The sequence below is a fragment of the Paenibacillus glufosinatiresistens genome, assembly GCF_031470375.1.
Taxonomy (GTDB): Bacteria; Bacillota; Bacilli; order Paenibacillales; family Paenibacillaceae; genus Paenibacillus_AQ; species Paenibacillus_AQ glufosinatiresistens.
Map to the genome: position 1 here is coordinate 322,500 of NZ_JAVFHT010000002.1, position 12,645 is coordinate 335,144.

Annotated in this window: 11 protein-coding genes; 1 reads left to right on the plus strand and 10 read right to left on the minus strand. The window is 56.2% G+C overall.

From position 1 onward, the window contains the following. Positions 1–39: 39 nt before the first annotated feature. The 9 genes from bshC to RBI05_RS04625 all read right to left on the minus strand — a co-directional run bounded on the left by bshC (position 40) and on the right by RBI05_RS04625 (position 9,856). Positions 40–1,668 (minus strand): bacillithiol biosynthesis cysteine-adding enzyme BshC, encoded by a 1,629-nt coding sequence (gene bshC / locus RBI05_RS04585; RefSeq protein ID WP_310550254.1) that lies wholly within the window; start codon positions 1,666–1,668, stop codon positions 40–42. A gap of 125 nt (positions 1,669–1,793) precedes the next feature. Continuing rightward, positions 1,794–2,714, minus strand: a complete 921-nt coding sequence (locus RBI05_RS04590; protein WP_310550255.1) for an ABC transporter ATP-binding protein — start codon at positions 2,712–2,714, stop codon at positions 1,794–1,796. Further along, positions 2,711–3,706: an ABC transporter ATP-binding protein gene (locus tag RBI05_RS04595; protein WP_150456901.1), complete on the minus strand. Its 996-nt coding sequence runs from the start codon at positions 3,704–3,706 to the stop codon at positions 2,711–2,713. Before RBI05_RS04595 ends, RBI05_RS04590 begins: the two co-directional genes overlap by 4 nt. 12 nt (positions 3,707–3,718) lie before the next feature. Further along, positions 3,719–4,666 (minus strand): ABC transporter permease, encoded by a 948-nt coding sequence (locus RBI05_RS04600; protein WP_150456902.1) that lies wholly within the window; start codon positions 4,664–4,666, stop codon positions 3,719–3,721. Then, complete coding sequence (locus RBI05_RS04605) at positions 4,667–5,599, minus strand: ABC transporter permease (RefSeq protein ID WP_150456903.1); 933 nt, start codon at positions 5,597–5,599, stop codon at positions 4,667–4,669. 249 nt (positions 5,600–5,848) lie between these two features. After that, positions 5,849–7,582, minus strand: a complete 1,734-nt coding sequence (locus RBI05_RS04610) for a peptide ABC transporter substrate-binding protein (protein ID WP_310550256.1) — start codon at positions 7,580–7,582, stop codon at positions 5,849–5,851. Positions 7,583–7,734: 152 nt separating this feature from the next. Further along, positions 7,735–8,121, minus strand: a complete 387-nt coding sequence (locus RBI05_RS04615) for a DUF3397 domain-containing protein (protein WP_310550257.1) — start codon at positions 8,119–8,121, stop codon at positions 7,735–7,737. Positions 8,122–8,127: 6 nt separating this feature from the next. Next, positions 8,128–9,087: a ketopantoate reductase family protein gene (locus RBI05_RS04620; RefSeq protein WP_310550258.1), complete on the minus strand. Its 960-nt coding sequence runs from the start codon at positions 9,085–9,087 to the stop codon at positions 8,128–8,130. 118 nt (positions 9,088–9,205) lie between these two features. After that, positions 9,206–9,856, minus strand: a complete 651-nt coding sequence (locus RBI05_RS04625; protein WP_150456907.1) for an RsfA family transcriptional regulator — start codon at positions 9,854–9,856, stop codon at positions 9,206–9,208. Between the two features lie 323 nt (positions 9,857–10,179). On the opposite strand from RBI05_RS04625, the gene RBI05_RS04630 reads away from it, so the two are divergent. Next, positions 10,180–11,325, plus strand: coding sequence for a coiled-coil domain-containing protein (locus RBI05_RS04630; RefSeq protein ID WP_150456908.1), 1,146 nt, complete (start codon positions 10,180–10,182; stop codon positions 11,323–11,325). Here RBI05_RS04630 and RBI05_RS04635 read toward each other — a convergent pair. Continuing rightward, a complete protein-coding gene (locus RBI05_RS04635) occupies positions 11,320–12,540 on the minus strand; it encodes an extracellular solute-binding protein (RefSeq protein ID WP_150456909.1) in 1,221 nt (406 codons plus the stop codon). The two genes, RBI05_RS04630 and RBI05_RS04635, sit on opposite strands and share 6 nt — an antisense overlap. Between the last annotated feature and the right edge of the window lie 105 nt (positions 12,541–12,645).

Consider the following 12,645-nt stretch of genomic DNA (forward strand, 5'->3'; position numbering starts at 1 on the left):
GATATCCCTCCCGATAGATATAGGGCCTCCGCCCGCTTCTTACATATACACAACCCGGTGAATCCCCGAATAATCCGGCGGCAGCTCCAGAAGCCCGTCCACCCAGGACAGCCCATACCGGTTCAAGTAATGCGTTACATTATAGACCCGTTCCTGCGGACGGCCCAGCGGCATCAGCGAGCGTTCGATCCGTTCCCACTGGCGCAGTCCGGCATCGCTCTGCTTGGCGAGGGCATCCATGACTTTATTCTGCAGGAAGGCGATCTGGTCGGCGATCTTCTCCTTGTTGCTTGTTCCCAGCTTGACCAGCCCGGCCTGCACCCGGCCAATCTCTTCAATCAGCGGGTCATACATGGCGGCAAAAGCGGCCTTGGTTTCTTCAAATCGCCGGGCGAGCCCGCGCTCATCCTGTTCTTCCAGCCAGCTTGCCCGCTTCTCCTCCAGCCCCTGTACGACGTCCTGGAACGAAAGGCCGAATTTCTCCATATGCTTCTGTGTAGTCCCTTCGACCATCGTATACGACATGCGGGGAAGAATCGGCGGTATGCGCCGGCCCACCGTCTCGAACGCCCGGCGCGTAATCGCCCAGTAGGCGATTTCGCCCTGGCCGAGCACGGTTGCCAGCACCGGAAGCACATAATCCTGCATCAGCGGCCGGGTCAGCACATTGTTGCTGAAGCGCTCCGGGTGCAGCTTCAGCGTCTCCAGCAGCTGCTCTTCCGTGAACGACACCGTCTCCTTGCGGTCCGTGAAGCGTCCATTCTTCTTGACCAGCAGCAGACGCGCTCCTTCATGGATGTAAAATAAATTGGCGCCGCCCGTCTCGACGTTCGCCTGAAGCTCATAGCCCCCGCTCCGGATTTCCCCGGCGGCCGCATGGTAAGACGCCTCCAGCTCGTCGTTCTCCCGGATCAGGCGGCGGAACAGCGGCTGCTCCAGCTTGCGCAGCTCGGGGTCGGCCGAATCCAGCAGTACCAGCCCGTGCTTGCCGAACAGACGGCCCATTAGCATGGCAAAAGCATCGCTCAGATTATCCGCCGCAGTTCCGCTGCGGACCAGCTCCATGACCTCGGATTTGAAGTCGCTCTCCATCAGCAGCTTCTCCAGCTCGTCCGCCGCCCGGCTCCACTCTTCTTCCTGCAGCCGGACCAGACTGACCGGCGATTTGCCGCCGGCCGCATGCTCCATCCGGATTCGGGCCACTTCTCCCGAAGGGCTCAGCACATAGGTATGATTGACCTCATCCCAGTCATGGTCTTCGCCGGCGATCCAGAACACCGGGACCACCGGCCGTTTCAGCGTCTCGGACGCCTCTCTCGCCGCAGCGATCAGCGTAACCGCCTTGTACACGACGAGCAGCGGACCCGTGAACAATCCGCTCTGCTGGCCGCCGGCAACCACCAGGGTCTCCTGCCGCTTCAGCAATTCCAGGGAAGCCGCCACGGCTTCATGCCCGTTCAGCCGCCCGTTGTAGGCGGACAGAACGGCGAACAGCTCCTCGCGGCCGGCTCGGTCCGCTTCCGTCTGATCCAGCCAATGAGCCCGATTCTGTATATCTTCGATGCTGCGAAATTCGCCCCCATAGAGGGACAAGGCGCTCTCCCGGCGTTCCAGGAACTCCCGGGCCAGCGCATTCCCTCCGGGCAGCGGCTCCGGCACTACATTCATGTCGCGACTGCCTCCTGTTCTCTCTAGCTCCTATGATTGTATCCAATGCGGCAAGTTCCGTCAAAACGGAAAGGCCGGAACGACCAACAAAAAGACGGCGTTCACTCTGGAACGCCGTCCTTGTCTTATGCGAATTCTTTGGATACCCAATGTCCCTTGGATACTTCAACCAGCTGTGTCTTCGATTCGTCGGTCTTCTCTTCCGCCGAGTAAATCGGGCTGCCCAGCTCGTCGTGCAGAATGATCCGCTTCTTGTTGACCTCGATCTCCGGGTCCGGAATCGGAATGGCCGACAGCAGCGATTTGGTGTACGGATGAACCGGATTGGCATAGAGCTCTTCGCTCTCGGCCAGTTCGACCATCTTGCCCAGATACATAACGGCGACGCGGTCGCTGATATGCTTGACCATCGACAGGTCATGCGCAATGAAGAGATACGTCAGGCCGAGACGGCTCTGCAGTTCCTTCAGCAGGTTGACCACCTGAGCCTGAATGGACACGTCCAGGGCTGAGATCGGCTCATCGCAGACGATGAATTTCGGATTGACCGCGAGCGCGCGGGCAATGCCGATACGCTGGCGCTGTCCGCCCGAGAATTCGTGCGGATAGCGGGTAGCGTGGTCATGGTTCAGACCTACCATGTCCAGGAGCTCCTCAATCCGTTTCTTGCGTTCGAGGCGGCTGCCTGCCAGACCGTGAATGTCCAGCGCTTCGCCGATGATGTCCGATACCGTGAAGCGCGGATTCAGCGACGCATACGGGTCCTGGAAGATCATCTGCATGTCGCGGCGCATGGCTTTCATTTTGCCGGGCGACAGTTTGTAGATATCCGTTCCGTTGAACTTGACGCTGCCCGCCGTCGGTTCATAAAGCCGGAGGACGGTACGGCCGGCCGTCGTCTTGCCGCAGCCGGATTCCCCTACCATGCCGAGCGTTTCGCCTTCACGGATCGAGAAGCTGATGTTATCGACCGCTTTGAGCACCTTGCCTTTGCCGACGTTGAAATATTTCTTGAGGCCTTCGACCTCGATCAGTTGCTTGCTCAAGAGTGCTGTACCTCCTTGGCCATCGGATGAAGATTCCAGCAGCGCGCCATATGCGTCTCGCTGAAGACCGTGGCATCCGGATCGATATGCTCGCACACATGCATGGCTTCACTGCAGCGCGCTGTGAACGGACATCCGATCGGCGGTTTGATGAGATCGGGCGGTGTGCCGACGATCGGAACCAGCGGATCGCCTTTCTTCTGGTCCAGACGCGGCATCGAGCGCAGCAGTCCCTTGGTGTACGGATGCTGCGGGTTCTTGAAGATTTCCCAACGGGTTCCGGTCTCGACGACTTCTCCCGCATACATTACGATGACGCGGTCACACATGCCGGCAACCACACCGAGGTCATGTGTAATGAGAATGATCGAGGTTCCCAGCTTCTGCTGCATATCCTTCATGACTTCCATGATCTGAGCCTGAATGGTTACGTCCAGAGCTGTTGTCGGTTCGTCCGCAATCAGCAGCGCCGGCCGGCAAGCAAGCGCAATCGCGATCATGACGCGCTGCCGCATCCCGCCGGAGAATTCGTGAGGATATTGGTTAAAGCGGGCCTCCGCATTCTTGATGCCTACAAGCTTCAACATTTCAATGCCCTGTTCTTTGGCTTTGGCCGCCGACATTTTCTGATGTTTGGTTAGCACTTCCGTGATCTGCTTGCCTACCTTGATGGTAGGGTTAAGGGATGTCATCGGGTCCTGAAAAATCATTCCAATGTCTTTGCCGCGAATGCTCTCCATTTGTTTCATGCTCTTCTTGAGAATATCTTCACCCTGGAAGATAATTTCGCCCTTCTTCACCAAGGAAGGAGGAGAAGGGATCAACCGCATGATCGATTGGGCGGTAACGCTCTTGCCGCTGCCGGATTCGCCGACAATGGCTACCGTCTCGCCTTTGCCAATCTCGAAGTTCATGCCCCGAACGGCCTGTACCTCGCCGCCCTTCACAAAGAACGACACATGCAGGTCCTTGACCTGTAGAATGGGTTCCATCTGATTCACCTCCTACTTCTTCAATTTGGGATCAAGCGCATCGCGAAGCCCGTCGCCGAAGATGTTGAACGCCAGCATCATCAAACTGATGAGAATGGCCGGGAACAGCATCTGCCACGGATACGCGAGCCATACACCCAAAGCATCGTTAATCATCGAACCGAGAGAAGCTCTCGGAGCCTGTACGCCAAGGCCGAGGAAGCTCAGGAACGCTTCGGCGAAGATGGCGCTCGGTACGTCCAGCGTAACCGTAACGATGATCGGTCCCACTGCATTCGGCAGCAGGTGCTTGAAGAGCAGGCGGTTGGAGCTGGCGCCCATCGAACGGGAAGCCAGAATGAATTCGCGGTTCTTGAGCTGAATCATTTCACCGCGGACAATCCAGGCCATGCTGATCCAGCCGGTAATGGACAGAGCCAGGATAATGGTCCACAAGCTCGGTTCCATAACAACCAGCAGCATGATAACAACCAGCAGGTAAGGAATAGAGTAGAGAATTTCGGAAATCTTATTCATAATGCTGTCCGTGCGGCCGCCCAGGAAGCCCATGATGCCGCCGTAGATAACCCCGATAATCAGGTCGATGGCCGCTGCGGCCAGACCGACGATCAGCGAGATCCGCGCGCCGTACCAGGTACGAACGAACACGTCGCGTCCGAGCGTATCGGTACCGAACCAGTGGTCCGCATTCGGACCTACGTTCGTATTCAGCAAATCATTGGATTGATAGTCATACTTGGAAAACCAAGGGCCAACAATGGCCGCCAGTGCGATCACAACGAGCACACCGAGAGCCGTCAAAGCTACCTTGTTCTGGCGAAGCCGCTGCCACGCATCCTGCCAAGCCGAAAGGCTCTCACGCTGGATGACTTCCGCTTCCTTCTGGTCAACGCCAATTTTCTGAAAGTCTTCCGGTTTCAGATTTACGTTTGAAGTTGTCAATTGTTCAGAAGCCATCATTTAGCCCTCCTTTCCACTTGTCAGTTTGATGCGCGGATCGACGAACACGTAAGCGATATCCGTAATGAAACGGGCAACCATCAGCAGAACGCCGTAGAAGATGGTAATCCCCATGATGATCGGGTAATCGCGCGTGCTGATGGATTCGACAAATTGCTTGCCGATGCCGCCAATCCCGAAAATCTGCTCGATTACGACAGAGCCGGTGACAATGTTCGCCGTCATGGGACCCATGTACGTCACAACCGGCAGAATGCCGTTGCGGAGCACGTGCTTGAAGAGAATCGAGAACCAGTTAAGGCCCTTGGCCTTCGCTGTCTTGATATAGTCCGCACTAAGCACTTCGAGCATGCTCGAACGGGTCAGACGGGCGATGAAGGCAATCGGCGACGCGGATAGGGCCATGACCGGCAGGACATAATCCTTGGCCGAGCGGAAGCCCATGACATTAAAGATATGGAACTTGGATGCGAACAAATACTGCAGCATGGTGGCGAGCACGAAGCTCGGCACCGCAATGCCAAGTACGGCGATTACCATGAGAACGCTGTCGATCAGTTTGCGGTGGTACAGTGCAGCCAGCATCCCCAGAAGGACACCGATTACAACGGACACAATAATGGCGACAACGCCGAGCTTCAATGAAGCGGTGAACGTCTGGCTGATAATGTGCGTAACGTCCTGGTTCAACCGCTTCATGGAAACACCGAAGTCCCCCTTAACCACATTGCCCAAATATTTGAAATACTGCTCGTAGACGGGCTTGTCCAGCCCGTACTGCTCGTACAACCGCTGCCGGATTTCATCCGGTACTTTCTTTTCCGATGTGAATGGATCGCCCGGAATGGCTTTCATCAGAAAAAAAGTGGCGGAAATCAGCACAAGCAGTGAAACAAGCATATAGAAAAACTTATTCGCAACATAGCGTATCATGCCCGTCAACACCTCCTTTGACTTAGTTTCTGCCCACTTCATCGGCAATTTTGCCTTTGAAGCCTTTTTCGCACATAATTCGATTTTATGAAAAAAAAGCCCCGTTGTCTATTTGCTTATTTTGTAAATGTGATAAACGTTTGACAAAGAGGCGGACATACAAAAAAAAGGGATATATATGGAGACCCACATATATATCCCGAAGTTACAGTGTTCCTTCAGTGATCTTCTATTCAGTTCCGTTCGATCTTAGTGCTCGAGCAGGTAAGCGCGAGTCAGGTCAAGGGCACCGCTGAAGTCAAGCGTTGCGCCCTTCACATAAGGCTTCGTGAGGGAGTTGTTGGTGTAGTAGTACAGCGGAATCAGAATCATATCGTCCTGGATAATCATCTTCTCGGCTTCGGCGAACTTCTCCTGGCGAACAGCCAGATCGGAAGTCGATTTAGCTTCCTGGATCAGCTTGTCGTAAGCAGGGTTAGCATAACCGGTGTCGTTGTTACCGCCGCCAGTTACCCACATATCCAGGAACGTCATCGGATCATTATAGTCAGCCGTCCAGCCTGCACGGGCAACCTGATACTGCAGATGCTGACGGTTCTCGATGAATACCGCCCACTCCTGGTTCTCCAGCTTCACTTCAACGCCCAGGTTCTTCTTCCACATGTCGCCGATGGCCAGGGCAATCTTCTTGTGGCCTTCGCTTGTGTTATAGGAGAGCGTGAAGGCTGGCAGGGAAGTCAGACCTTCTTCTTTCAGACCTTCGGCAAGCAGAGCCTTCGCCTGTTCAACGTCTTCTTTGAAGAAGTCGTCTTTCACAGCCGTACGGTATTCGCCGTCAGCGCCGGCGATACCCGGAGGTACATAACCGTAAGCCGGAAGCTGTCCGCCCAGCGTTACCTTGTCGATCAGTGTCTGACGATCGATCGCCATAGCAAGCGCCTTACGGATCTTGGCATTGTTGAATGGCTTCTCTTTGACATTGAATTCGTAGTAGTAGACGCTGGCAATCCCTTTACGGTTGAATTCTTCCGGATACTTCTTCTCTACGATCGGAAGCTGTTCGGTCGGAATTTCGCCGTTCGGGCCGCCTGCGCGGTCAAGCTGCCCGCTCTCGTAAGCCTGCAGCTCGGTAGCTGCGCTGTTCACGAGGGAGAATTCGATCTTGTTAAGTTTAATGGAATCTTTATCCCAGTAGTTGTCGTTCTTGGTTACAGCCAGAGACTGGCCGGTTACCCAGTTGCTCAGCGTAAACGGACCATTGACAATCATCGTATCCTTGTTCGTTGCCCATTTCTCGTTGCCTTCAACGGACTTATGAACCGGATAGTACGTATAGAAGCTCAGAAGTCCCAGGAAGTAAGGCGTAGGCGCCTTCAGGGTTACTTCCAGCGTCTTGTCGTCAACTGCCTTGACGCCAACCTGGTTGAAGTCGGTGACTTTCTTCTCGTAGTACTCTTGAGCATTCTTCAGGTAGTACAGCTGATAAGCATAAGGGGCCGGGTCGGCAGCGGCAGGGTTCAGAACCCGTTTCCAGGCGCGGACGAAATCGCCGGCTACGACTGGATCGCCGTTGCTCCATTTCGCGTCGCGAAGGTGGAACGTATATACCAGACCGTCGGACGAAACATCCCATTTCTCTGCGATGCCCTGCTCAGCCTGGCCCGTCTCGTCGTTCATGCGGGTCAAGCCTTCATACATCGTCTTCAGAACGGTGTTGGCCGTGCTGTCTTGAGCAAGAGCAGGATCGAAAGTTGGCGGCTCCGAACTTAGGTTAATCTTGAGTGTCTGGTCGGAAGCCAGTTTCTCATCCGATGCAGCTCCGCTGTCCGTGGCAGAAGCCGAAGCGGATGGAGCCTTAGAGGCAGCAGCGCCTTCGTTCGTGGCAGATTTGTTGCCATTGTTGTTGCTGCCGCATCCCGCGAGCACCGTTCCGATGACAAGAACGAGCGCGAACAGGAGCAAAAGACTTTTACTCTTCTTCATCTAGCAGTTCCCCCTAATTAGAATGTGGTATATGGTTTATGATTATACAACCAGTGGTCAAAAAAATCTATAGCTATGTTTTCAGAAAGAAATTTTTTTTATAAAAACCCCGCTTAAACTTGACGTCATTGCTTTAGTGCGCCATATAAACCTTACATGGTCTGTGATATGTATTTGATCATGCCAACTACCATGAAGAGCACATACCCTGCTCCCATCAGCATAAAGCTGAGCCGCCATACCGCTCGGAACAGTCTTTTGCCGTCAATCTGCCCTTTCAGCCGGTTCTGGGCGCCGCCGATCAGCCCCGCCCCGATCAGCACGATCAGAAGAATCAGGAAGAACCCGAAGCGCGAGTCGAAGATATTGTTGAACAGCGCCGATACGGACAGCAGCAGGAACACGGTTGTCACATCCATGGCCAGGAACAGACAGCGCCTCTTGTCCAGCTTCATGAACCTGCCGATTCCGTAGACCAGAACGAACGGCAGTATGGGCAGAACACTGAGGACACCAAGAGAATTGCGGACAAACTCCACGCCGGTTCACCTCTCCTTTGCAATCATCCCTTCCACCAGCCGGGTCGCCATCCGGTTAAGCGGCGCTTCCGTTCCCGACGATTCTGCCAGTGCGGCCAGATGGCCGTTGATCCACCGGACCTCGGTCTCCCTTCCGGCCAGCACATCGGCCAGCATGGAAGAGGTATTGTCCGAAGTAGAGCGGCACACGGCTACAATTCGTTCCCAGGCGTCGTTGCCGGCGTCGATTCCGCAAGAAGCCAGAATCCGCACGGATTCATCGCAAAGGAGACGCATGGCGTCCAGCCGGGCCTCCGAATCCAGCAGTTCTCCGTTCCGCACCCGCCAAATGGCGGTAAGCGGGTTGATTACGGCATTCACCAGCATTTTCCGGTAGATCAGGGTATCCACTTCATTCGACAGCCCTGTGGTAAATCCTGCTGCTTCCAGCACCTTTTGCAGCGGAATAGCATCCTCGGAATGGTCGGCCCCGCTCCCCCCGTCATATTCGCCGATCCACGTTTCTCCTTTCCCGGCATGGGTTACTTCCCGAAGGCTCCGGCCCGTTGCTCCCTCCGTCGTGACCGCGGCATACAGGCGGGCATCGGGAAGGCGTTCCCGCAGCATCGCTAAATGCCCCCCTCCGTTCTGGAGGCAGACAACCCGGACGCCGTTCCCGCGAAGCTGCGAGAGCGGTTCTGCCAAATCCCGGTGCAGCACATTCTGCTTGACGGCAAGCAGAATCCAATCCGGACTCCCGCCGGATAACCGGGCCGCAAACTCTTCCATCGGGTAAGCCCGCAAGCGGCCGCCATCCAGCCGAATCGGTTCCGAACGCCCCGGCTCGTACAGCAGAAGTCCATCCCGGTTCAGCGTGTCGCTCTGCTCCCGGGTCCGGCACCAGAGCCGGACTTCGGTTCCCGATGCCGCCAGTCTGGCGGCAAAGAGCTTACCGAGCGATCCCGCGCCAACAATATCGATTCTCATCCTCTCACCCGCCTTTTCTCCAGTATATTCGCGGCCGAAGACAAAGCAAATCCCGCCTTCTTGCGAATTAAACCGCAGGCGGGATTTCTATAGGGAACAGCGGAGACCGAACAATGCTTCAATCGATCCGCTCCAGGTTGCCGTTCGCATCCATTTTGAAACGCGTCTTTAATTCTTCGTCCTCCTCGCTTAGAAAAGCGAGCCTTCGCGCCCGGTCCATAATCTGAATCAGCGCTTTGTAATCGTCGTTCACCACCCGGTAGTCGCTCTGCGCGGAATGGACTTCCTTGGAGAGCCGTTCGTTCTCCCTCTTCAGGTCGGCCAGTTCTTCTTCCTTGTCCCGCAAATCCCGTTCCAGCATCTTGAGCTGCCTTCCCGTCTCATTGTAGGTGCCCTTCCATTGTCTCAAAAAGCGGATGACCGCGTCGATCGACAGCGAGCTTTCGCCGAATCCCGTTCCCCGTCCATACTCTTCGCTCTCTTCTCCGTACTCGAACCCCGCCACCTGCGCGCCCCGGACCGGCGTCTGTTTCTTGAGCTGGCTCTTCTTCTGGCGCTGGCTCTTCGCCAGCCCGATCGCTTCCTCATAGTTTTTGCGGACACAGCTGTTCCAGCGGAATCCGCAGGCAGCGGAGGTTCTGCCGATCTTCTCCCCCACTTCTTCAAAAGCGGCAAGCTGGGTGCTCCCTTCCCGGATATGGCGCAGGGTAATCTCGGCCAGGGTCAAATCGTCTTCCGTGCTCCATGCATCTTGTCTAACGGCTGTCATAAAGCCTAACCCTCCTAACGACATCTTTAAAATCACCGTCTTCCCGGCCGGCGGGACCGGCAGGCGAATAAGGATAAAAGCGGCATACTCATTCCTATGCCTCTCAACGAGTTCATAGAATCTATTTGATACTTATTTGTATTTCCACTTTAACCGGACCTCATACGCTATAATAAATTCATTGCGTCTCGAGGCTCCGCCCTGCGGAGTCTTCTTTGGTATGGCACACGGCGCGATAACGGGTATCCTAATAACAGACAGGCCGTCATAAACTGGTATCGAAGGATTGAAGACTTACGGAGCATAAGCGTGGAGGCGATCGGGTGACTTACTCAAAAGGATATAAGGTTCGAATCTTAGCCATAGCACTGCTGGCATCGCTGCTCACCGCGCAGCCCGGACCGGCGCTCTCTGCCGAACCTTCGGCGGGCGCGGAAGCGCCGCGCCCGCAGGCGGATTCATCCTCGTTCCAATCCTCCGACAAAGCTACGAAAGATCTGCTGCAGCAGACCCTCTCGGCGGCGGAGCTGGACAAAGAAATCGCGCGAATCGATGCAGAACGGAAGAAGCTCGAGTCCAGAACCCGGGAGCTTCATCAGCAAGCCGACAAGAAAGAACAGTCGATTGCCGTGCAGCGGGAACAGGCGGGCGCCGTTCTGCGCGCCTACTATACCGGAGACCGGGACGGACTGCTGATGGCTTTTCTCAGCGCCAAGAGTCTTGGCCGCTGGCTGGCTCTTATGGATTATTATGAATGGATTGCCGGAAGGGATCAGGAGATTCTAGCCCGATATGAGCAGGAGTACGAAGATTTGAGCCGCACCCTTCGGGCGGCGGAGAAGGCGGAGCGGGAGCTTGCGGAAGCGCGGGAACAGCTGTCCGCCCAGCGGGAGCGGATTGCGGCGCTGAATCGGGAGATCGACGCCGGTGTCGCCGGAAGCGCCGATCCGGCTCAGATGAATAAACTGCTGAAGGAATTTGAAATGTATTGGAACAATGTCGGCGTGCGCGAGATTCGGACCTATTTCAAGGCGCTGTCTTCGGCGATGAAGAAGCTGCCCGATTTTCTGCAATCCCGGGACGGGGCGCTGGTTCGCCGCGGACTTGTCTATGACCTCAATCTGACGGAGGACGACCTCAATGAATTCCTGCATGAGCAGAATCCAATGTTCCAGGGGTTGAACTTTGCCTTCCGCGACGGGAAGCTGATTGCCAGCGGCACAGACGGTAATTTGGAGCTTACGCTGGAAGGCCATTACACCCTCCAGGATGAACCCGAGAACGCGCTGATCTTCCATGTGGACCGGATTGTCTTCAACGGTCTGGAATTGCCGGAGAGCACAAGGCGGGATTTGGAGAATGACTTCGACCTTGGGTTCTATCCTTCCAAAATCGTCTCTTTCCTTCGCGCCACCAAGCTTGAGATGGACGAGGGCGTCATGCACGTGAAGCTCAGCATCCATCTATAGGGCCGGGGATACCGGAGCGGAAGTCTCTGCCGACAGGGCTTCCCGGTAAGCTTCGGCTCCGAAGCGTCCGGTCAACAGCCCTTGTGCCGCATCCGCAGCCGCCGCCCAGTTCATATCGCCGCTCCGACCGCCCGGTACGGCCGCTTCTGTCAGCATCCACCGGGGCTTGACGATGCGGTCCATGCCGTAATTCCGGTACCATTCATCCGCTGCGGGCATTCTTCCCGTATCGGCCAGCCACCGGTTCTGGGATACCGCAGAGGTCACATATGCCATCCATTGGGCAGCGGTCTCAGGCTCTCTCGACTGGGCGGAGAGCAGGAAGACTCTCACCTTCAGGATGTCGAGCGGAACGGTGCCGGAAGACGTCAGCGGAACTTGCAGTTCCAGCCCGCTTCCGCGGGATTCTGACAGCGGCACTGCTGCCGCGCCCACTTCCCCCCGCCGCAGCTTCTGCCACAGCGCTTCATCCGTCTGCGAGGTCAGATAGAAACTGCCTCGCGACTTGGCAATCCATTCAAGTGCCTGTCCGTTCCCCTGATAATGGGCAAGAAAGGAAGCCAGCCCATACGGTTCGGCGGAACTCAGCGCCAGCACATAACGCCCGGCCTGTCCTTTCATTCCGCCGGACAGCCGGCTCCATTCTTCCAGCGAGTCCGGAAGCCCGCTCAGTCCGTATTCGCTCAGCGCTTCCCGCGAGTAAGCAAGAACATACGGATCCACATCCAGCGGGACGCCCCAGTTATAGCCGTTCCATTGCAGAAGCGGAAGAAGCAGATTAAGCGGAGCCCCCCCTTGGGTATGCTGGTATAAATCGACCGGCAGCAAATATCCGCTCTCCGCCAGACCGCGAATATCGCGGGCGTCGGCCATCAGGATGTCAGGGTTGTCACCGATGGTCAATTCCCGCAGCAATTCCCCGCGGTCTTCCTCTTCTCCGTTCCGGTTGCCCAGCTCAACGGCGACGCCGGTATCCTGCGTGTACTGCCGGCAGAGCTCCTTCATGAGAGCGAACTCGTTCTCGTTCAAGGACAGCGAGATCCGCAGCAGTCCTCCGCCTTCCGGCCGGTCGGCCTCGCGGCCGGGGTTCTCTTCCCGCGGCCGGTCCGGTTCCGGGCCTCCCTCCTCGCTCGGAAGCTCCATGCCGGGCGACAGACTGGTCAGCGACAGCAGCAGCACGGCGAACAGCAGCCAATAATTTTTGCGTCTCAGCATGGATGGAACCCTTCCTCTCTCAAGCTCTCACACAAACACAGCATTGTTCTATTTTACCAGACCGGCTCTCGCTTTGTCTGCCTTTAGATGACAGCGCTTCCCGAA